Source organism: Pseudobacteroides sp. (assembly GCF_036567765.1).
GTDB lineage: Bacteria > Bacillota > Clostridia > Acetivibrionales > DSM-2933 > Pseudobacteroides.
This window is the reverse complement of record NZ_DATCTU010000112.1, coordinates 1-20917: the sequence shown is the minus strand read 5'-3', so window position 1 is coordinate 20917 and position 20917 is coordinate 1. Positions and strand designations below refer to the sequence as shown.

The window sequence follows — 20917 nt, the reverse complement described above, 5'->3', positions numbered from 1 at the left end:
ATTTCCCTCCTAAATTCAAATCAACCCTTTAATATTTCTTTTATTTTGTTAAGAATATCCTGCTGGGTTGGTATCATACCACCCATTCTTCCGTAAAAATGAACAGGTTTCTTTCCATTGACCGCCATCCTTACATCTTCAACCATCTGCCCTGCATTCATTTCAACTGTCAGAAAAGCCTTGGGCACATCTGCATACTTCTGGAATTCGTTGTCAGGGAAAGGCCAAAGTGTGATAGGTCTAATCAACCCCACCTTAATTCCTTCCTTTTCTGCCATTGTTATAACATTCTTTATGATCCTAGCAACTGTTCCAAATGCTGCAACAATAACATCTGCATTTTCGCAGTTATAGGTTTCTACCCTGACCTCATTTTCTTCAATAGCTTTATACTTAGCCTGCAGCTTTAGGTTGTGATCTTCCATTTTCTCAGGATCTATATAAATTGACGTGATAACATTGTTCTGTCTTTCCATTTTGCTTCCGGTAACAGCCCAATTTTTATCAACTTTTATAATCTCTTCCTTGTCTTTAAATTCTACAGGCTCCATCATCTGACCTAATATTCCGTCTCCCATAATCATTGATAGAATCCTGTATTTATCCGATATGTTAAATGCCTCTACAGTGAGCTCATAAAGTTCCTGTACACTACATGGTGCCAAAACTACCATTTTGTAGTCACCATGTCCCCCGCCTTTAACTGCTTGAAAATAATCACACTGTGCAGGAAGTATTCCGCCTAAGCCCGGTCCCGTTCTAACTATATTTACTACAACAGCGGGCAACTCCGCACATGATGCATACGATATTCCTTCCTGCTTAAGACTTATACCAGGGCTTGAGGATGATGTCATAACCCTTACGCCTGCACTGGCAGCACCATAAACCATATTTATAGCCGCAACCTCACTTTCGGCTTGTAAAAAAGTACCGCCTTCCTCAGGCATCCTCTTAGCCATATAATGAGCTATTTCTGTTTGCGGAGTAATAGGGTAACCGAAATAATGCCTGCAGCCTGCCCTTAATGCAGCTTCACCGATTACTTCGTTACCTTTCATCAGAATTTTTTCTCCCATCAAATACGTCCCCTTTCTAAACAAAATCGCTTGCGATTTTGTCAACCTTGAAAAGCTACTATTATTTATCTACTTCAATGACTACATCGGGGCAAATAGTAGCACAAAAAGCACACCCGATACATTTATCCATTTCTTTTACATCTGCAGGATGAAACCCCTTAGAATTAAGCTTATCGGTATTGATAGCTATTATTTTCTTTGGGCAGACCTCTACACACAATCTGCAGCCCTTACATTTTTCTTCATTAAATTTTACCCTAGCCATAAGACCCCCCTACTTCATTTTACTATTTTTTGACCAAAATCCACTCCGTTTATTATAAAACTCTTTGTCCTCATTTGCAAGCTCGGTTAAGAATTGTTCAAGAAGCAATATACCATGTGGATCAATATAATCATACTTAACTCCGTATTCCATTCCCTTTTCTCTGGGTTCCACTCTTACAATACTGCCGTCAAAGGTAAAAATCCTTTCAAAAGACAGGTTAACCTCAAAATTAAATGTGCTATTTATGAAATTATCATCAACACCTATGCTTTTTTCAATGTTTTCCCTTACTAAAAAAGCTGCACCTGCCTTGCTGATATTGGTAAGTATAGCAAACACCCCATTCGGGGGATACTTATCTTTTCTTATTACAGCACTTAAGTATACATCGAATCTTGTATAATCCCTCTTATCATTAAAGCAATTCACCTGATGAACCTTTATTGTTAATCTTTGAGGATGGGCAGTATGTATATTTGTAATCCAGCCTATAAACATCAGCTCAATACTATCGGATGTATACTTGCATTTAATTGTATCACCAATCATAATAATATTTTCTAGATAGGACTTTTCAAGGCCGATATCAACTTCAATGAAATCATCACTCAATGAATAGATAATATTAGTAACCCATGCAGGGCTATTTTCAATTTTTGTTTTTATAATACTACCTACCTTTAAATATTTCTCAAGCAAATTATTATCCACTGATATATTCACACCTCTCGTTTAGAAAGACTTATTCCCAGGGCAGCTTTATAAATTTATCCATTATGAAAACTTCACCTTTTATTTCTTTCCTTACCTTGTCTATTATATCGTTAAATCCGGATGTAAAGGCAATAGGTATTCCAAGCTTCGAAGACACCTTTTCAAGTATTTTTTGCCCCTCCAATATTTCCTCACCTGTGGAGCTTTTGAGTATATTTGTATTATTAATCAGGGATGTAACCTTCAGCCTTGAACTTGCCTCTATTTCACCGATTATTTTCTCTATTTTCTCCGGGTTATCTGTCATAGGCCTTTTCACATTTACAACAAAATACATTTCGGAGTCATCATTTTGTATCTGATCCTTAAAAGCAGAAAGAGCTCTTGCCCCTATATCATCACCACCTACATCCAAAACAACCCGCTGGTCTTTTTTTATAAAAAGTGAATTTATTTCAGCAGGTACGGCAGGTACATCAACATTGGTATTTGCATATATGGACGAAACAATATTTATTCCTTTTTGCACTAGAACTTCTCTGGCATCTGCAGTCCTGAAATATGGATTTACTATATCAAAATCCATTATAGCCATCTTATATTCTTGGGCCAGCTTCATGGCACAATTCACCGCAACCTCTGTTTTACCGCTTCCAAAATGTCCTGTGAATATCAATACTCTCCTATTAAACATAAGCTACCACTTCCTATTATTTAGTCTTTCCCATCCTTAAAGCCTATAATATCCTTAACAACTTCCCCTGCAATAATGAGTCCTACCACAGAAGGCACAAAGGATATGCTTCCGGGTATCTGATGACGGCTTGTACACTTTCTGGTAGTGCCTTTTGGGCATATACAGCCTACGGCACAGCTTGACCCTTCTGTTTCTCGCGGCTTTATGGGCACTTCCCTTGAGTAAACAACCTTAAGGGAAGTCACATCACGCCTTTTCAGCTCGTATCTCATAACCTTTGCAAGTGGACAGACCGAAGTGCTGAATAAATCAGTCACTTCAAATCTTGTTGGGTCCATCTTGTTACCTGCACCCATACTGCTTATTATAGGTATACCCTTTTCCTTTGCCTTAACAACAAGGTCAATCTTTCCTGACACGGTATCTATGGCATCTATAATATAATTATAATCATCACATATCAGCCCATCAGAGCTTTCAGGAAGATAAAACATCCGGTGAGTTATAACCTCCGCTTTAGGGTTAATCTCAAGTATCCTTTCCTTCATTACCTCTACTTTAGGTTTTCCCACAGTCTTCCTTGTGGCGTGAAGCTGCCTGTTTATATTGGTAAGACAAATACAGTCATCATCAACAAGCACAAACTTTCCAACCCCTGATCGTGCCAAACCTTCAACTGCATAGGTGCCGACGCCGCCTATCCCGAAAACTGCAACCTTCGCATCGCCAAGCTTCTTCAGTGCTTCTTTTCCAATCAACAACTCTGTTCTTGAAAACTCGTGTAACATTTATTTAAATTATCCTTTCCTTAAAGCCTTCGTTGCTTCACAGACTTCTACCATACGCTTTGCAAGTATTGACGCCCTTTTTATTGCAAATTCATCATCCTGTGCAGGTCTATGGGCACAAACACCATGATGCCCGCAGTCGTCTTCTAAATAGCCGTCTGCCACTATGGTCATCCCGTGAACCAGCATTATATCATGGAGTGCCTTCATTGTGGTTTCCTGTCCCCCATATTTGGATGTTGCAACCGTTACTCCAGCAGCAATTTTATTGTAAAAGGCCTTTTCTCCCCTAAGCTTTCTGGTCTTATCAAAAAAAGCTTTCAATTGTCCGGTGATTGTCCCAAAGTATACCGGGCTCCCAAAAATTATTCCGTCTGCCTTCCTCAAAAGCTCAAAGGCTTCTTCAAGTTTTGTACCCTTAAAGCAAACTCCTGAACATGGATTTGAACAAACATTACAAAAACTGTGTTTCGCAGTTTGGAGAAGCTCAGGAACTTCTAGGATTGAGACTTCAGCTCCTAATTCCGCTGCTTTTTCCATCACTTTCTCAAGCAAAAACTTTGTATTCCTACTTTTATTCGGACTCCCGTTTAAACCTATAATCAACATATTCTTGCACCTCAGCCTTATGAATTATAATATTATGTATTATTATATGATATTATTCCTATTCTCTCAACATGCCTACAACATTAAATCAAAACTTATTTTTAATATGGAATTTTTTAAGTTTATGATATATAATTATTTCCTGAAAGCCTAATTTTATAGATAAAGACAGCTTTTATATGATGTTAACAATATAAAATATTATGTAAAGGAACGGTAACATTTATGAAATATATTGTTGTACTTGGAGACGGTATGGCAGACTACCGTATTCCGCAATTGGAAAATTTGAGCCCATTGGAAAAAGCAAATAAGCCAAACATTGATAAACTTGCCCAGAACAGCAGGGTTGGAATGGTTAAAACCGTACCCGGCGGAATACCTCCAGGAAGCGATGCCGCAAATCTTTCTGTTATGGGTTATAATCCAAAGATTTATTATTCCGGGCGTTCACCCCTTGAGGCAGTGAGTATGGGCATTGAATTAAACGATACCGACGTTACCTTTAGATGCAACCTTGTTACACTTTCAGATGATGCTGACTATTCGCAAAAAACAATGATTGATTACAGCTCTGATGAAATTTCAACAAAAGAAGCTCACCAGCTTATTTCGGAGATTCAACGCCATTTCGGTACATCGGATATTACATTCTTCGGCGGAATAAGCTACCGCCATTGCATGGTATGGAAAAAGGGTTCTATAGAATTTACTCTGACTCCTCCCCATGATATTTTGGATAAAAAAATTACCGATTACATGCCAAAGGGACCATACAGCGAAATGGTTCAAAAGATGATGATAGAGAGTTACAACATATTAAAAGATCATCCTGTAAATATAGAGAGGATTGCAAAGGGCTTAAGACCAGCCAACTCAATATGGATTTGGGGCGAGGGCAAAAAACCTGCTTTAGCAAGCTTCAAAGACAAGTACAAAATAACCGGTTCTGTAATATCCGCTGTTGACCTTATAAAAGGAATCGGAATATGTGCAGGACTTGATTCAATTGATGTGGAAGGAGCTACAGGCAATATCCATACAAACTTTCTCGGTAAAGCCGAGGCCGCATTAAAAGAGCTTGATTCCGGAAAGGACTTTGTATATGTCCATATAGAGGCACCTGATGAGTGCGGTCACAGGCATGAGGTTGAGAACAAGGTCAGGTCTATCGAGCTTATTGACGAACTGGTGGTAGGTACTCTTTTAAAAGGCCTAGAAAAGTATCCTGACTATAGGATAATGGTTCTTCCTGATCATCCTACACCATTATCTTTGAGGACTCACACCTCAGAACCTGTGCCTTTTCTGATATATCAAAAAGGCGATAATATTGTCTCAGGCATTAACGGTTATGATGAGTTCCAGGCCAAACAATCAGGTATCATGGTAAATGACGGTTATACCCTCATGGATAGCTTTATACAGCTGAAAAATCTTAATGAACTCAAATAAGGCCAATTATGGTGTAGTATACCATAATTTCCTCGCCATTAAAAAGGCACTGGTGCTTAGTTATTCACCAGTGCTTTTTATTAATGTCTAAGAAATTATGGTGTATAAACATCACAATTTCTCATGACAACCATTAAGGTTGACAAAATCATTTCATGATTTTGTTCTTCTCATCCTCCAGTTACGGTTATATCATAGAACACACTCTTAAGATTATCATCCGACGTATCTGCAGCCTTGACAACAAGATAATATGTTCCGCTGCCCACATCTGCCTTGAGATCTAAAAAGTCCTCTCCAAATTCACTTAACTGCTGTGCTTTACTCACCTCATTGCCGTCCTTATCCAGCAATACCATATTAACTCCTTTAGTTTTTTCGCCACTTGTGCTTATTATTGCTGTAACCAATATCTTACCCGGCTTATCAACTTCCAAACTCAAATAATCCTTATCCTTTTTATCTTTTAATTTACCGCTTATGTTTATTTCATATTTTACCGGATTTGCCCTCTCTTTTAAATCATTAGGCTCACTCTCATAAATACTGCTCTCAATTTCAGCGATACCTTGAACCGGCATAAGAACCGACGAAGGAAAAAGCTTTTTAACATCATCCACAGGAACGGCAAAATTTATGTTTTGAGTTCCAACCAACATAAATGTTGTCATACCTACTACTTCCCCCCGCATATTGAAAAGCGGCCCCCCGCTGCTTCCCGGTGAAATGGAAGCAGTGGTCTGTATATAGTTTACACCGAATATGGTCCTCACGCCGCTGATTACCCCTGTAGAAACCGTATTTTGAAAATCCATGGGGTTTCCGATAGCAACCACGCTCTCTGCGAGTTCAGCTGCCGATGAAGACCCAAGCTTGACAACAGGCAAATTGCTCGCTCCGTCCAGTTGTAAAATGGCAATATCTCTTATAGAACTGTAATTCAAAACATTTTTCACATCAAATGTTAATTTGTCAGATAGTGTACATTTAATCGAATATGCACCCTTAATAACATGGAAATTGGTAACTATTATACCACTGCTGTCAATATTAAATCCGCTGCCGTATCCAATAGGGTTCCCATCCTCGTCAAAGGTTTTTATATAGGCAACAGCGTCTTTTTGCCTTGCAACCTCCTTAGCACTTAAAATATTTGTAAGAGGCTCCTGTGATGGTAAAGCAATAGGGTTCGGCATAAGTTTATCCAGCAGCAAATTTACCTTAATGTCAACAAAAGGCCCATCCATATTAAGTCTTTGCTTTATAGTGGAGTCGGTCTTGATCCTGTAATCCTTGCTTTGAGCACCTTTAGAATCCCACTTTTTGTAATACACCCAATCGCCGGCAATATTGATTGACTGATCGATTCCTGTACCAACCCTGGCCTTTTCACTTCCGTCAATCTCAACCTTATACATGTTCTTGGAAGAATCATTATAATATATATACCCGCCAGCAATATTAAATGAATCTATATCCTCGGATAAAACCTGCTGCTGATTCTTCCCATCGGTACCTACTTTATAAATACCGGGTTCTTTTCCTCCAGTATTGTAATAAACCCAATCTCCCTCGGCAACTATGCATGAATCAACTCCCAGGTCTTTACACAAAAGCTTTTTATCGCTGCCGTTTGTCCTCATTTTATACATGGAATCATCATACTGCTCCATAAAATATATCCATCCATTGCTTACCGTAAAACTTGCTATAGAGCTGTCACTTATTAGCTCTTCTCCCTTGCCGTCAATTCTCATCTTAAACAACATATCATCATCTTCACTGTTTATGTAATATATCCAATCCCCCACAACATAAACACTCTGAACCTCATAATCGGTAAGCTTTGTAAGGAGATTACCCTTTGTTCTCATTTTGTAAAGGCGTCCTCTTTCCTCCTTTACCGGATAATCATAAGGATATGTGAAATATATCCAGTCATCCATAATGTTTATATTCATAGCTGCATTACCTGATATTTTCTCTTTAACCTGCCCATCCTTGCTCATTCTGTACAAGCCTTTATCCAAAATGGACATATAGATCCAATCCCCGTTTTCAGCAGTAAAGCCATAGTTTGAAATATTGCCTGATGAATTCCCCAGTGATTCTTCAACCCTTTGGATTTTAATTATTCTTTGGTCATTATCCCATTCTACCTCTGCACCCAAGGCTTCTGCAACAAACCTTAAGGGAACCATTGTCCTCCCTGCCGCAATTTTAGCCGGAAGTTCAAGCGGAATGCTCTTACCGTCTAAAGTTGCTGTCTTACTGCCTATTTTTAGCTTTATAGTCTTCTTCCCCTTTAGCACAGTTATAGTTTTTGTCTTTTCATCCCATGTCAAATACGCATCAAGACCTTCAAATATAGCACGCATGGGCACAAGAGTTCTTCCTTTTTCAACAACCGGTTTTGTGTCCAGTGTAAGGAAATCTCCCCCCAACGTTACCCTGATGTCCTTTGAGGCACCTTGTGATACCATACCTGTAAAGCACAGCAAAAACACCAAAACGGCAAAAATGCTAAGAATACTTTTTTTCATATGTCTTTTCTCCTTAAGTTTATGTACTTATTAGTTCTGTATTAAAATAAATAACTATTAGCCCACTATTTTTTTTATTTTCCATATCATTAAAACAAATCTCGTCATTATTATATATTTTATCGACTTTATCACCGTTGTCAAACACTATTATTTTTTCAACCATCAGTTTTACAGCTTCCAAATTGATATCACCGATTTCCAAATTTTTAAGCAGATTGCCAATATTAGCTATATTAGCTGCATCAAGCCTTTTTTGGCTCGCGGTTATTTCATTTTTTAGTGCGTTGATCTGAGACTGGAATTCATTATTGATTCTCAAAAATTGCTGCTCACCAATTTTTCCTTCCAATTTGTCAAGATACAGAACATCCTGTTGTCTGGTTTTTTCCTCAATAGTGGCCTCTATCTCATCAATTTTATTAAAGTTCATCTCCATAAGGAAGTAATCCTTTGCAAGAGCTGCAGCATTTTGTGAAATATCTTCTTTTGCAGCAGCACATTTTAACTCATCATACAAAATACCAAGCAGCTCTTCTTCATAAACATGGTGACTGGAACACTTTTTAGTACCGTTTTTTGCATAATTGCTGCAAACATATGCAGTAGGACTATCCTTCCTCTTTCTGGCATACATCATGCTTCCACAGCCTCCACAGAAGAGAAGAGAGCTGAACAGGTTTATTTTACCTTTGTGCCTCAGTTTTTTTACAACTTTTCCTTCACGTATTCTCTGGACCTCTTCAAAATCATTCCTGTCTATTATAGCCTCATGTGTGTTTTCTGTAATTACCCATCTATGCTCAGGCAATCTCCTTGTTTTTTTACTTTTGAAGCTGACCTTTTCACTCACTCCCTGAACCGTATCTCCGATATATACCCTGTTTGCAAGTATTCTCTGAACAGCTACGGGATTCCAGCCGTCCTTTTTAGTATTAGCCATATTTTTGGCAGATGGAGGCAAGCAGCCTTGCAGATTGAGATACCGTGCGATATATGAATATCCGTATCCCTGCTTGTACATTTCAAATATCTTTCTTACTACCCCCGCCTTACTCCCATCCACAATAAGCCTATTTTTGCTTTCAGGGGACTTTTTATAGCCATATGGTGCATGGCCTATGTATTCACCCTTTGAAATTTTAAACTTTAAATTTGCCCTGATTTTACGCGAAATATCCTTTGCGTATCTTTCGTTAAACCATGTCTCTATCCCTACCATATCATTGTCCTTGCTGCTGTCATACCTTCCGTCTGTTGTAAGCACCCTGATCCCATACTCTTCAAGAAAATCAAGAAACAAAAGTGTCTTTGCGTTATTTCTTCCAAGCCTTGATAAGTCTTTTAAAAGCAGCATATCGATGTTTTTTGACTTTACATCGTGCTCAAGCTGCTTAAGTCCGTCCCTTTCAAAGCCTGTACCCGATACGTTGTTATCTATATAAACTCCCGCTACTTCACCAAGCCCGTTCCTTAATACAAAATCTATAAGTAAATCTCTTTGAGTTTCAATAGTCTCATAATTTTCGTCATTATCATCTCTGCTTTCTCTTACATATATCCCCACTTTGTATTCCGGCATTCATATCACTTCCTGAATGGTTTAATTTTTGCTTTATTAGACTATACAGTATTTCCTCGTATTTTATTCTGCTTTTGTAAAATTTTACAACAACTCGCACTTTCTTCTTTCCCATTTTTTTATCCACAAAAAATATGCTGATATAAATATATTCATGTTAAACTTTATTTAATTTTGTCCGAATAAATATATGCAATAATTTTCAATAAAAAATTGATCACAAAGTATTTATTTTTTTGCGGAATGTTTTTATAATAATAAATTGGTGCAAATTTAATGATTGGCAAAGGCAAAAGAATTACTCATAACTTATATATACTAAGAAGAGGTGGAGAATTATGGCTAAGTGTGTTCCAGAAAAGCTTATCCGTTTTTTTAAAGTCATGGTAAAGGATATAGAAGATGGTTATGAATATGCTACAGAGCTCAACAGAATTTTAAACTCTGACGATTGCCAACACTCACTCAACAGTATGGAAATTGAGACACTGCGGGATTATGCAGAAAAAGTAAAAAAGGTTGGAGAAATCAATTATTACACCGAAGCCAGGATTAAGGAAATTGAAAGAGAAATCTTTGGAACAAGAGGGGTACTCGGGTTCCTTAACGATCATACTTCAAACTCATGTCCTGCTGCTAGTTGGCCTTTCTAAAAACAACAAAACTTCAAAATATTATACAGATAATAGGACAGGTTTTTACAAAATGGTGTCTATTCATAAGCAATCAGCAGATACTTCAAGCTGTTGCTATAGAATAGACACCATAATTTCTCAAAACATATAAAGCTGGTTTTGCTCCGGTGACTTTTCAAGCTGCTCCTAATATAATGCTAAGCAATAAAACACCATTTAGAAAGACATATAAGCTTAAAATTACTATTATTGGCCAATGAGATATTATTGAAATTATATCTCCTGAAGGTTTACTTATTGAAGGTATGTACCTGGATTTACCTTCGGTTGCCTTTGTAAATAACAGCATAAGCACAACCAATAACGCAAAAGCTATCATGCCCTGTACCATAGAGAAGCCAAACTGCTGGAAGGTTATTTCCGAGCTGTGTGAAATATCTTCATTCCTTGCTATATACATGATTATTACGGCATATGCATTATTTAAGAAGTGTGCAAGCATACTTGAAAAAATGGAATTTGTTCTAATGACATAATACGCAAACAGTATTCCCAGAAAAATTGGACCTAAGAGGTTTTGCATATCAAAATGAAACAATCCGAAGAAAATCCCCGAAATCACAATGGCTTTGTATGTCCCTCTTTTTTCATATGCTTTTAAAAATATTCCTCTGTTAAGAATCTCTTCACATATGCCTGGACTAACAGCTATTACAATTATCATCACCAGCACATCGTTTAAACTTTGAGGAACCGGTATAGGAGCTTCAGGAAGCTTCCCCAAAAGGCTCAAAGGATAGATGATAAGCATATTAAGAGCATTACCCACAAAGCTTGCAGGAATAGTTGCGAGTGTAATGATAACCAAAGGAATTAAGCCGGGATTATTAAGCCTTAAGACATCCTTTATGCTTAGTTTTCCTATTAGAATGTAGGAGAATACAGGGCCTAAAATAACTATATATTGGGTAACCAACATAATTATTATAAAATTGTCGGTACCAAGATCCCCTCCAAATATGGCCCCCAGAAAAATCATCACCATCGTAAACAATATATACGCCATGGTAAATGAGAAAAAGGTTATGTTTGCACCTGTAACTGTTATTTTATTCTTCATTATGCCTTCCTTTCAAACCATAAATATGGAGATTTATATCCTTCTTTTCTCTGTTATTATCAAATCCATCGGAATATCAAATTTATCTGCCGGCACAGATTTTACAACCTGAAATTCATATGCCAAGCCAATCTTGAAACAATCATTCCTGACTTTTTTTAAAAACCTGTCATAAAACCCTGCACCAAATCCTATTCTGTTCCTTTTCTCATCAAATACAACACCTGGAACAATGACAAGATCAATTTCTACAGGTTCAAATACTCTTATATATTCATCTTTAGGCTCCATTATTCCGAAATTCCCCCTATACAATTCTGATTCAGGGTCTTTAAGGACTGAAGCGATAATTTGCCTTGCCCCATTTTGATTATTTGAGATAACGGGTACACAAAGCTTTTTATTCAGACTAAAACATAAGTCAATAATGTCCCTTGTAATAACCTCTCCCTTAAAATCAATATAACACATTACAGAAGCAGAATTTTTAAATTCATTGAGACCAATAAGCGTATTAAATATTCTTCTGCTTTTCTCTATTCTTTCCTCTTCTTCTATGCAATTTCTTATTTTTAATACATCTCTTCTTAAAATTTCCTTATTTTGATCCACTTAAAAATCCTCACAAGTTCTCATTTATGATTTACCCATATTAAAAGCAGCCCCTATTGAACATTTGAAAACGCCGATATGGTAAAAAGTATCAAAAATGATGTAATAAGAAAAACAACTAGAGATGATACAAGGAGTGCTCGTCCGAAGGATCTTCTATCCTCATCATCTTCAGAATTCATATAAACAATTGCTGCAATTATACCGGTAAGCTGACCCACCCAGGGTAAAAAGGAACTTAGTGCCGTAAGGAACACCTTAGTTTTATTGCTTAAAGGTTTTATATCATAAGCATCCATATCTCCATAATTTCCGAATCGATAACCGTAATCCATCCGGTTATCGACTGGCTGCTGCTGATATGATTTATAATCCTTATAACTACTTGCCTCTGCCTCCCTGTTTACTGGCTCATTATTGCCGATGAAATTATTTATATTGCCACCATTTATATTTTCGGTATTGGCATCATCAGAATTATTTGTATTGTCATTATTTGTATCTTCATTATTTGTAAAGTTATCAATTATGTTATTATTTGTATTTATATCGTTATTTGTATTATTAGCGGTATCCACAGCATCCGGCCTAATAGTCTCCTGAGGCATCACATACGCCCTTTGAGCCTGATTATTAAGCAAGCTGCCGCAATATGGGCATCTTCTCGCATAATATGAAACCTCTTCTTTACAGTGATCGCACAACCTAAAATTGTTATTGTTTTCCAAATTATATTCCTCCCAATCAAAGGATTTATATTATATGTTTTGCAATATTTATATAGTTATTATAGATAAAAACATTGTTTTTGGCAAACAAAAAAAACACCACTACAGCTATATAAGTGGTGTCTTTCAACAGTATATAAATCTATGTATTGGCACAATCAAAAAATAACTTCCGCTATAAATATCGCTTACGTGTTGACTCAGCTCGTCAACACCCAGGATGCATGGCGAGCAGTTTAGTGAAGCTAAACGACCAGCCGCGTAGAAAGCGGAAGTAATTTTTCAAGCATCCCTTAATCCAATTTGGTTCCGCATTTTGTGCAGAATAACGAATCTTCTCCTACAACAGAATCACAGCCTTGACATTTCTTTTCAATAGCTTCTTCTGCTTCAAAAACTGGAGGCTCAATTATCTCTTGCTTTGTTCCGCATTTTGAACAGTAGTTAACGCTTCTATCCAACTCCTCACGGCAGGTAGGACAAATTTTTTCATTTTTGAGCTCGAGAATCTTATTTCTCATTTCCTTAATGTTATTGTTGTATTCATCTATCTGTTTGCATTTTTCCGCAAACAACTCGCTTGTAGTTTCGCCTTTTGCATAGGATTCATAGATTGTTTTACCTATTTCCAAATATAACTTTTCTATTTTATCCTCTTCAGAGCTTATGCTCATATTGAGCTTTGTAACCTCAACAAGCTCACTTGATTTTTTTGCTGCAGCTTTTGCAGTATCAGTTACCTTCCTTGTAAAACTTTCAAACATTGACATATATATGCCTCCTTCAATTACAAATGATTATTTAACGACTATCCTTATAAACATTCTATAATATTTTCTTAAAAAAATCAATATGTATATTAATATTTTTGATAATTTAATTAAATATTTTAATTTCATCTTAAGTCAAACAATATACTTTGAGTGAACAAGTTGGATTAAACTTTTTACTATATCATTATGATTATATTCATTAATAAGATATAAATCACCTCTATCAATTTGTATAAACATAGAAATTTTATATTTATCTTTGTTATCCATAAGTGCACTTATTATATCTATTGCCTCAAGAGGCTTATTATATACATAAATCCATTGAGAAATATCCTCCTCTGCTTTTACTTCTTTTTGGTAAAAACTTTTTAAAAATCTTTTAATTTCTCCGGATTTACCTGACCACATACTAACGGTAATTGACATATAATTTGCCTCCCTGATTAATTAAGAATTAAATTAATAAAAGTTATTGGTCATATCATATTTAATATTAAACAAAACAGATAAAAACCCTTTATGTAATTTTTTCATAGCTTGTATAAGTAAGTATTATTGATAAATACTATAAGTATTAAACAGGTTTAGATATACAACAATTTACAGATTAGAACCGGAGGATATATCAAATGGTACGATTAAAATCCACTATTTTTCAAATATTAGTTGTAACGCTTACTATATGTTTACCTACAGTAGGCTGCGGAAATAAGAACAATGGACCGTCAGGCCAGCAGCAGTCTGCCCAAGGCGGTCAAAGCAAGGAAACTACACCTGATGTACTTACAGGTATTGAAGAGAATATCGAAAGTATTATAACTGCCCTTAAGGGTCCTTCTGTACCAAAAGATGAGGATTCAACGGGTGATGCGAAGTCCGGCAAGCAGAGTAAAGAGAAAAGCACACAATCGGAAGAATCCAAAGGCAAACAAGAGGGTGATAAAAGCAGCGAGGAAGGCGGAGGTAGCAAAAGCTCCGAAAGCCCCAGCCCTAGTGAAAGCACACCATCACCAAAAGAGGGCAATACAGAGACCAAGCCCCAGTCATCACCTGCCAAACCTTCACCTCAGGATCCCTGGGCAGAAATCACGCCGCTTGTAAACAGCCTGCATTATCAATGGAATGAACTTAGGCCTGAAGCAACCAGCAAGGGTGCTTCCAGAGAACTTACAGACAACTTCAGCAACTCGCTCAACAGCCTTACAAATACCATAATCACAAAAAACAAAGAAAATACCCTTATGGAATCAAATAAGCTTTACTCTTATATTCCAGATCTTTTATACCTTTACAAAAGCAAAGCATCCCCCGAATTAAAGAGGGTTAAATACTATACAAGAAATTCCATACTGAATTCATTGGCTCCAAACTGGCCCACGGCAGAATCAGACATTACCAGTCTCAAATCGTCTTGGTCAACATATAAAAACACCATTGATAAGAAGCAGCATGAAAATGTCAGTAAGCTGGATTATTCAATAAATGAGCTTGAAAAGGTTATAAAAGATAAAAACCAACCTCTAATAGACATAAAAGGAAGGGTAGTATTGACAAATATCAACACATTGGAAAAAGCATCGGAAGAGTAATATCCTAGAACATAAAAAACGGGGCATTCAATTTTTTGAACTTCCCCGCTTCTTTATGCATAAATAAATCGCAAGCGATTTATAACGGATGTATCTCACCAACTATATCGCCCTTGTGGTTTATTACAGGTGGTCTCCATATTTTTTCCAATTCATTAATTTCACTATTCCCTATAATGCCAAGATTAATAAGCAAATTAATTACTGCCGGTCCTAAGGCTCTCATACTTCCGTCTTCAATCTTTAAGGCAATACCTATTCCCTTACCTATAACACCAACACAGAAAACCCCCTCATCTCCCAATTTGCAAATAATTCTTCCTCCAAATTGTTTCATCAGCTCGCTATCGGTTCTCTCTTTGCCGCCAATCATTTCAGGGTACATAGTCATAGCACTTATGAGGTAGTTTTGAGACTTTATATATTTGCCCCCCTTAAACTCATTATTGCATAAATTTGCATATGCCTGTGCCAGATTTTTAAGGGGTGCTGCAATAACGGGAACGCCGCAGCCATCAAAACCCTTTTGCATAGTTGAAGGCTCCAGGTTTGCAAATTCTGCGATAATGCTTTGTGCTCCAATCTGAACACTATGGTTTTCCTTATAATAACCCTCAATTTCATAACCCTTAGTTTTTGATGTTGCTATAAGGCCTATATGCTTTCCTGAACAGTTATTATGTAGAACTGTTAATTTGCCTCTCGATGCAGCTATTCTGCCGGCAGCCTCCTTGCTTATAGGCTCATGCATACCGCATTTAAGAACGCTTTCATCTTCACCTATCTTCCCCAAAATGCTCTTTAAAGTCTGAATATGCTCATTCTCTCCTATATGGGATGAAGAAATAATAGCAACTTCTTTTAAATCCAAACCAAACTTCTCAACAATTCCAGTTTCCAAAAAATATATGGCTTGCAGCGGCTTGGATGTAGATCTGAAAAAGGTAATCCGCTCATGATCTCCAATGCTGCAAATAACTTGTCCGTCAGCTCTTATAGCAACGGCATCTCCGTAATGAATACTCTCAACAACTCCGGACCTTAGAACTTCAACCATTCTAACAGGCATTAAGTATCCTCCTGTTCATTATTTATATTAATCTGATAAAATTTTTACAGTACTTGTTCCTGATTAAACTTACACTTGGTTATATTTATAATTGTAATATATCCATAAACTACACAAATTATTTCTTAAAAACAGCTTTTTGAGATATAATAAATGAAGCATAATATATATCATAGGAGAAACTATATGACGGTTCTTGGTCTGATAGTAGAATACAATCCATTCCACAATGGGCATAAATACCATATGGAGGAAGCACAGAAATTGACAAATGCCGACTTTACCGTGTGTATAATGAGCGGTAATTTCATACAGCGGGGTGAACCAGCAATTGTAAATAAATGGGCCCGCAGCAGGATGGCACTAATGTCCGGTGCTGACCTTGTCATAGAACTTCCAACGGTATATTCCATGGCCAGTGCAGAATACTTTGCATATGGAGCGGTTAAATTGCTGGACAGCCTTGGAATAGTAGATTATATTTGCTTTGGAAGTGAAAGCGGCAATATTGAAGATTTGGAATTAATAGCAGATGTGCTTATAAATGAACCTGAAGCATTCAAGTCCTACCTGCAGAAAAGTTTAAGCGAGGGACACTCCTATCCCCTATCCCGTGAAAAAGCACTGTCTATGTACTTCACTAACTATCTGCAAAATCCCGATATGATATTGAGAACTATAGCTTCTTCCAATAACATACTTGGTATTGAGTATATAAAAGCAGTTAAAAGGCTTAACAGCAATATAAAGTTTCAGACAATCAAAAGAATAAGCAATGATTACAACAGCGAGGAAGTTAGCGGCAGTATTTCCAGTGCAACAGCAGTTAGAAAATTTATCGGGGTCAATCAAAGCACCAATTCTTTGGCAAACCTTGAAAGTCTGGTACCTACCGCAAGCTTTAGTGCACTTATGGACGAGTTTTCCGCAGGGAGAGGCCCTGTATTTTCCCATAGCTTTGAAAATTATATAATAGGCCTTTTACGAAAAATGAGCCTTGAAGAAATCAAAAATCTCCCCTATGTAAGTGAAGGGCTGGAAAACAGAATCAAAAAATCCGCAGAAGATTCAGGTACATTGGAGAATCTTATAAGCGGCATTGCTACCAAAAGATTTACGCGGACCAGAATTCAAAGGATTATATTCAGTGTTCTTACCGGCCTAACTCAGAATATGTTCAATTCCTTTAACAGTTACGGGGGTCCTCAGTATGTACGTATACTTGGGTTTAACACTAAAGGAAGAGTTCTTTTAAAAAGAATGAAGCCGCATTGCACGCTTCCCATAATTACTAAGACTTCACAATTTAAAAACTCCTGCAACCCTATGCTAAGAAAAATGCTGCAGCTTGAATCAGAATCAACCGACCTATATGTATTGGGTTACAAAAACCCGAAATTTAAAAAGGCTGGACAGGATTTTACCCAAAATCCAGTTATGATTTACAAATAAACATTCAACAAATAAAACACCAAAATTGTCCAGACATGTACAAAACCCCGGGAAACAAAACCTCCCAGGGTTTAATTTGTAATATTTACAGCATTTAAACTTCCATTATGATGGGCAGAATCATAGGCTTTCTCTTTGTTTTTTCATACAGGTAATCCCTTAAAGTGTCTTTAATTATATTTTTCTTTGAAGCCCAGTCATTTTTCTTTTTCTCTTCGCATTTTATAAGAGCCTGCTTTGTTACATCCTTAACCTCTTCCATAAGGTTCTCAGACTCTCTTACATAAACAAAGCCTCTTGAAATAATATCAGGTCCTGCAACCACATTTCCCGACTCACCTTCTAATGTTATGACCACAACAATCAATCCATCCTGCGAAAGGTGCTTCCTGTCACGTAGTACAATATTACCCACGTCTCCTACTCCGAGTCCGTCTACAAGAACCTTTCCCGATGCTACATTGCCGTTTAGCTTGGCAGAATCCTCGGTAAGCTCAAGAACCTTACCTATATCCATTATAAAAATCCTGTCCATAGGCATTCCCAACCTATGTGCCAGGTTTGCATGCTGTTTTAAATGCCTGTATTCACCATGCACAGGTAAAAAGAACTTTGGCTTCACCAGACTATGTATAAGCTTTAATTCTTCCTGACATGCATGACCGGATACATGTATATCTGCAAGGGCTTCATAAATAACCTCAGCACCTCTTTTGAAAAGGTCATTTATTACTTTGGAAACAAACTTCTCATTTCCGGGTATAGGATTTGCAGATATTATAACCAAATCTCCCGGTACAATCTCAACCTTTTTATGCTCTGATGCTGCCATCCTTGATAGTGCAGACATAGGCTCGCCCTGGCTGCCTGTGGTAATTATAACTAGTCTGTCGGCGGGACACTTGTCGATATTATCGATATCAACTATTACCCCTTCCGGAACGTTGAGATAACCAAGGTTCATGGCTACTTTAACCACATTAACCATGCTCCTTCCGCATATGGCAACTTTTCTGCCAAACTTAACGGATGCATTTATCACCTGCTGCACCCTGTGAACATTAGATGCAAATGTTGCTACCAATATTCTGCTTCTGGCATTCATAAATATTTCTTCAAAGGTATCTCCTACAGTCCTTTCAGACATGGTATAACCGGGGCGTTCAACATTTGTGCTGTCGCACATAAGAAGCAATACCCCGTTTTTACCAAGCTCTGCAAGCCTTGCAAAATCCATAGGCTCACCTTCAATCGGGGTGTAATCGATTTTGAAGTCTGAAGTATGCACAACGACGCCCACGGGGGTATGAACAGCAACTGCTACTGAATCAGCGATGCTGTGGGTTGACCTTATAAACTCTACTCTAAATGCACCCAGCTCAATGGTTTGTCCCTGCATAACATTCTGCAGAACTACATCATTGATCATGCCGTGTTCTTCAAGCTTATACTGGATAAGCCCTAAAGTAAGTTTTGTTCCGAAAACAGGGACATTTATATCTCTAAGAACGTACGGAAGTGCCCCTATATGATCCTCATGCCCATGTGTTATAACAAACCCCTTTACCTTATCCTTATTCTTAACCAGGTATGAAACATCAGGTATAACTAAATCTATTCCAAGCATTTCATCTTCGGGAAATGCCAAACCACAATCAATTACTATAATATCTTCGCCATACTCAAATGCAGTAATGTTCTTTCCTATTTCCCCTAAACCCCCAAGAGGAATAATCTTTAGTTTCTTTTTATTTTTTGCCACAATTTAACCTCCAAATAATTAATAACTTTTAATATTATAGCATATTTAAAATAGTTATATAATATTAACTTTATATGCTTTATTTAGATGATTGTTATATAAAGTCAGACAACTATTGCTATAATATATCCAATTGTTCTTTAATACTTTTTGCATTCCATGGGTATTGTTTACAACTGTCAACTATCTCATTGTAAACATCCATAGTCTGGTCCGCTATATATTCCCAGTTATATACCCTTCTAACCTTTTCAAGTGCTCTTCTTTTCATCTCTTCTGCCCGGTCAGGATTAAAAAGAAGCTCCAGTATACAGTCAGCAAGGGAATTTGCATTTCCAGTATAAGCTTTTAGACCGTCAACACCGTGATGGACTATTTCTCCCAATCCACCGGTATCTGAAACAACAACAGGTACATCCGCAACCATCCCTTCCAAAGCAACTATGCCAAAAGGCTCATACAGGCTTGGAAATACTGCAATATCAGCAACTTTATAAAGCTGCAGCAAATCCTCGTCACTTATATATCCCGTAAAATATACCTTGTGAGACAAATTCTTTGAAGATGTAAGCCATTTCAGATGATCTAGTTGAGGTCCTCTGCCGGCAATGATGAATTTTGTATCATAATAGTGATGCAAAACCTTAGGCACAGCATCCAGCAAAACATGTGCACCCTTTTCATTGACAAGCCTGCCTACAAAAAACACAATTTTTTCCTGGTCCATTGCATATTTTCTTCTGACTTCCTGATTTTTCTTACAGCCGTTAAATTTATTAAGGTCAACCCCATTAGGGATTATCCTTATTTTATCGTCCGGAAGAGAAAATACGCTCCTAACCTCGTTTTTCATATAATTGCTGTTTACAATTACCCTCCATGATTCATATCCAAGCCACCATTCAACACCACTGATATATCTCTGGATATCATTATGTATCCCCCAATTCCTGCCCGATTCAGTAGCATGAATTGTGCAAACAAGCGGAATCGAATATGCGTTTTTAATGGTTTTGGCAGCAAATGCAACAATCCAATCATGAGCATGTATAATATCAAACTTTCCTATATCATTTATAAGAGCTACAGCCCTTCCTGTTAAGGCAAAGTTCAAATGCAAAACCCAATCGACAAAATTATATGTTCCAACGTCATATGAATGAACTCTGTGAACAATTACATTTTTGTCCTTTTCCAATTCTTTTGTTCCAGGTTCACAAAAAGTAACAACATGAACCTCATTATCTCTTTCTCCTAATTTTTGTGCAAGATCATAAACAACCCTTGAAATTCCTCCAACTATCCTTGGAGGGTATTCCCAAGAAAGCATTAATATCTTCATAATCGGCTCCTTTCGAGCTTAGCCGGATAATCTTCAATTTTTATTTATGAGAATAAAAATGTAAATTAAAATTCCTTTATAAGTATTTTGCGTA

At 37.1% G+C, this 20917-nt stretch carries 20 protein-coding genes; 4 read left to right on the top strand and 16 right to left on the bottom strand.

Annotated features, from left to right (window positions below):
• Nucleotides 1-20: 20 nt before the first annotated feature.
• From VIO64_RS17855 to VIO64_RS17830, 6 genes are all read right to left on the bottom strand, one after another.
• On the bottom strand, nt 21-1079 hold the full coding sequence (locus VIO64_RS17855) for a 3-methyl-2-oxobutanoate dehydrogenase subunit VorB (protein WP_331920750.1): 1059 nt from the start codon (nt 1077-1079) through the stop codon (nt 21-23).
• 61 nt (nt 1080-1140) lie between these two features.
• Nucleotides 1141-1347, bottom strand: a complete 207-nt coding sequence (locus tag VIO64_RS17850; RefSeq protein WP_331920748.1) for a 4Fe-4S dicluster domain-containing protein — start codon at nt 1345-1347, stop codon at nt 1141-1143.
• Between the two features lie 9 nt (nt 1348-1356).
• Nucleotides 1357-2061 (bottom strand): PilZ domain-containing protein, encoded by a 705-nt coding sequence (locus VIO64_RS17845; RefSeq protein WP_331920746.1) that lies wholly within the window; start codon nt 2059-2061, stop codon nt 1357-1359.
• Between the two features lie 31 nt (nt 2062-2092).
• Nucleotides 2093-2758 carry a hypothetical protein gene (locus VIO64_RS17840; protein ID WP_331920744.1) on the bottom strand — a complete coding sequence of 222 codons (666 nt, stop codon included), beginning with the start codon at nt 2756-2758 and terminating at the stop codon, nt 2093-2095.
• Between the two features lie 20 nt (nt 2759-2778).
• A complete protein-coding gene (locus VIO64_RS17835) occupies nt 2779-3549 on the bottom strand; it encodes a tRNA threonylcarbamoyladenosine dehydratase (RefSeq protein WP_331920742.1) in 771 nt (256 codons plus the stop codon).
• Between the two features lie 9 nt (nt 3550-3558).
• Entirely contained in the window at nt 3559-4158 is a 600-nt protein-coding gene (locus VIO64_RS17830; protein ID WP_331920740.1) for a flavodoxin family protein, read from the bottom strand.
• 225 nt (nt 4159-4383) lie between these two features.
• Between VIO64_RS17830 and VIO64_RS17825 the strand changes: the two genes are divergently transcribed.
• Nucleotides 4384-5613, top strand: coding sequence for a cofactor-independent phosphoglycerate mutase (locus tag VIO64_RS17825; RefSeq protein WP_331920738.1), 1230 nt, complete (start codon nt 4384-4386; stop codon nt 5611-5613).
• Between the two features lie 170 nt (nt 5614-5783).
• Here VIO64_RS17825 and VIO64_RS17820 read toward each other — a convergent pair whose 3' ends face one another.
• Nucleotides 5784-8156: a DUF5050 domain-containing protein gene (locus VIO64_RS17820; protein ID WP_331920736.1), complete on the bottom strand. Its 2373-nt coding sequence runs from the start codon at nt 8154-8156 to the stop codon at nt 5784-5786.
• Nucleotides 8157-8175: 19 nt separating this feature from the next.
• Nucleotides 8176-9738, bottom strand: a complete 1563-nt coding sequence (locus VIO64_RS17815) for a recombinase family protein (protein ID WP_331920734.1) — start codon at nt 9736-9738, stop codon at nt 8176-8178.
• Nucleotides 9739-10076: 338 nt separating this feature from the next.
• Between VIO64_RS17815 and VIO64_RS17810 the strand changes: the two genes are divergently transcribed.
• On the top strand, nt 10077-10391 hold the full coding sequence (locus tag VIO64_RS17810; protein ID WP_331920732.1) for a hypothetical protein: 315 nt from the start codon (nt 10077-10079) through the stop codon (nt 10389-10391).
• A 157-nt stretch (nt 10392-10548) separates the two neighbouring features.
• On the opposite strand, the gene VIO64_RS17805 is transcribed toward VIO64_RS17810, so the two are convergent.
• The 5 genes from VIO64_RS17805 to VIO64_RS17785 all read right to left on the bottom strand — a co-directional run bounded on the left by VIO64_RS17805 (nt 10549) and on the right by VIO64_RS17785 (nt 14035).
• On the bottom strand, nt 10549-11493 hold the full coding sequence (locus VIO64_RS17805) for a type II CAAX endopeptidase family protein (RefSeq protein WP_331920730.1): 945 nt from the start codon (nt 11491-11493) through the stop codon (nt 10549-10551).
• A 33-nt stretch (nt 11494-11526) separates the two neighbouring features.
• Nucleotides 11527-12105: a 5-formyltetrahydrofolate cyclo-ligase gene (locus tag VIO64_RS17800; protein WP_331920728.1), complete on the bottom strand. Its 579-nt coding sequence runs from the start codon at nt 12103-12105 to the stop codon at nt 11527-11529.
• Nucleotides 12106-12158: 53 nt separating this feature from the next.
• Nucleotides 12159-12833 (bottom strand): hypothetical protein, encoded by a 675-nt coding sequence (locus VIO64_RS17795; RefSeq protein WP_331920726.1) that lies wholly within the window; start codon nt 12831-12833, stop codon nt 12159-12161.
• A gap of 293 nt (nt 12834-13126) precedes the next feature.
• Nucleotides 13127-13603, bottom strand: coding sequence for a zinc ribbon domain-containing protein (locus tag VIO64_RS17790; protein WP_331920724.1), 477 nt, complete (start codon nt 13601-13603; stop codon nt 13127-13129).
• 135 nt (nt 13604-13738) lie between these two features.
• On the bottom strand, nt 13739-14035 hold the full coding sequence (locus tag VIO64_RS17785) for a hypothetical protein (protein WP_331920722.1): 297 nt from the start codon (nt 14033-14035) through the stop codon (nt 13739-13741).
• A gap of 203 nt (nt 14036-14238) precedes the next feature.
• Between VIO64_RS17785 and VIO64_RS17780 the strand changes: the two genes are divergently transcribed.
• Nucleotides 14239-15198: a hypothetical protein gene (locus tag VIO64_RS17780; protein ID WP_331920720.1), complete on the top strand. Its 960-nt coding sequence runs from the start codon at nt 14239-14241 to the stop codon at nt 15196-15198.
• A gap of 79 nt (nt 15199-15277) precedes the next feature.
• Here the strand turns inward: VIO64_RS17780 and VIO64_RS17775 are convergent, their stop codons facing one another.
• Complete coding sequence (locus VIO64_RS17775) at nt 15278-16267, bottom strand: asparaginase (protein WP_331920718.1); 990 nt, start codon at nt 16265-16267, stop codon at nt 15278-15280.
• A gap of 186 nt (nt 16268-16453) precedes the next feature.
• On the opposite strand from VIO64_RS17775, the gene VIO64_RS17770 reads away from it, so the two are divergent.
• On the top strand, nt 16454-17719 hold the full coding sequence (locus VIO64_RS17770; protein WP_331920716.1) for a nucleotidyltransferase: 1266 nt from the start codon (nt 16454-16456) through the stop codon (nt 17717-17719).
• 94 nt (nt 17720-17813) lie between these two features.
• Here the strand turns inward: VIO64_RS17770 and VIO64_RS17765 are convergent, their stop codons facing one another.
• On the bottom strand, nt 17814-19481 hold the full coding sequence (locus VIO64_RS17765) for a ribonuclease J (RefSeq protein WP_331920714.1): 1668 nt from the start codon (nt 19479-19481) through the stop codon (nt 17814-17816).
• Nucleotides 19482-19599: 118 nt separating this feature from the next.
• Entirely contained in the window at nt 19600-20823 is a 1224-nt protein-coding gene (locus VIO64_RS17760) for a glycosyltransferase family 4 protein (RefSeq protein WP_331920712.1), read from the bottom strand.
• Nucleotides 20824-20917: the final 94 nt, after the last annotated feature.

What these genes read in the sequence shown, in the direction of transcription:
- VIO64_RS17855 (WP_331920750.1), bottom strand. Translation starts at nt 1,079, where the DNA reads ATGGGAGAAAAAATTCTGATGAAAGGTAACGAAGTAATCGGTGAAGCT.
- VIO64_RS17850 (WP_331920748.1), bottom strand. Translation starts at nt 1,347, where the DNA reads ATGGCTAGGGTAAAATTTAATGAAGAAAAATGTAAGGGCTGCAGATTG.
- VIO64_RS17840 (WP_331920744.1), bottom strand. Translation starts at nt 2,758, where the DNA reads ATGTTTAATAGGAGAGTATTGATATTCACAGGACATTTTGGAAGCGGT.
- VIO64_RS17835 (WP_331920742.1), bottom strand. Translation starts at nt 3,549, where the DNA reads ATGTTACACGAGTTTTCAAGAACAGAGTTGTTGATTGGAAAAGAAGCA.
- VIO64_RS17830 (WP_331920740.1), bottom strand. Translation starts at nt 4,158, where the DNA reads ATGTTGATTATAGGTTTAAACGGGAGTCCGAATAAAAGTAGGAATACA.
- VIO64_RS17825 (WP_331920738.1), top strand. Translation starts at nt 4,384, where the DNA reads ATGAAATATATTGTTGTACTTGGAGACGGTATGGCAGACTACCGTATT.
- VIO64_RS17820 (WP_331920736.1), bottom strand. Translation starts at nt 8,156, where the DNA reads ATGAAAAAAAGTATTCTTAGCATTTTTGCCGTTTTGGTGTTTTTGCTG.
- VIO64_RS17815 (WP_331920734.1), bottom strand. Translation starts at nt 9,738, where the DNA reads ATGCCGGAATACAAAGTGGGGATATATGTAAGAGAAAGCAGAGATGAT.
- VIO64_RS17810 (WP_331920732.1), top strand. Translation starts at nt 10,077, where the DNA reads ATGGCTAAGTGTGTTCCAGAAAAGCTTATCCGTTTTTTTAAAGTCATG.
- VIO64_RS17805 (WP_331920730.1), bottom strand. Translation starts at nt 11,493, where the DNA reads ATGAAGAATAAAATAACAGTTACAGGTGCAAACATAACCTTTTTCTCA.
- VIO64_RS17790 (WP_331920724.1), bottom strand. Translation starts at nt 13,603, where the DNA reads ATGTCAATGTTTGAAAGTTTTACAAGGAAGGTAACTGATACTGCAAAA.
- VIO64_RS17785 (WP_331920722.1), bottom strand. Translation starts at nt 14,035, where the DNA reads ATGTCAATTACCGTTAGTATGTGGTCAGGTAAATCCGGAGAAATTAAA.
- VIO64_RS17780 (WP_331920720.1), top strand. Translation starts at nt 14,239, where the DNA reads ATGGTACGATTAAAATCCACTATTTTTCAAATATTAGTTGTAACGCTT.
- VIO64_RS17775 (WP_331920718.1), bottom strand. Translation starts at nt 16,267, where the DNA reads ATGCCTGTTAGAATGGTTGAAGTTCTAAGGTCCGGAGTTGTTGAGAGT.
- VIO64_RS17770 (WP_331920716.1), top strand. Translation starts at nt 16,454, where the DNA reads ATGACGGTTCTTGGTCTGATAGTAGAATACAATCCATTCCACAATGGG.
- VIO64_RS17760 (WP_331920712.1), bottom strand. Translation starts at nt 20,823, where the DNA reads ATGAAGATATTAATGCTTTCTTGGGAATACCCTCCAAGGATAGTTGGA.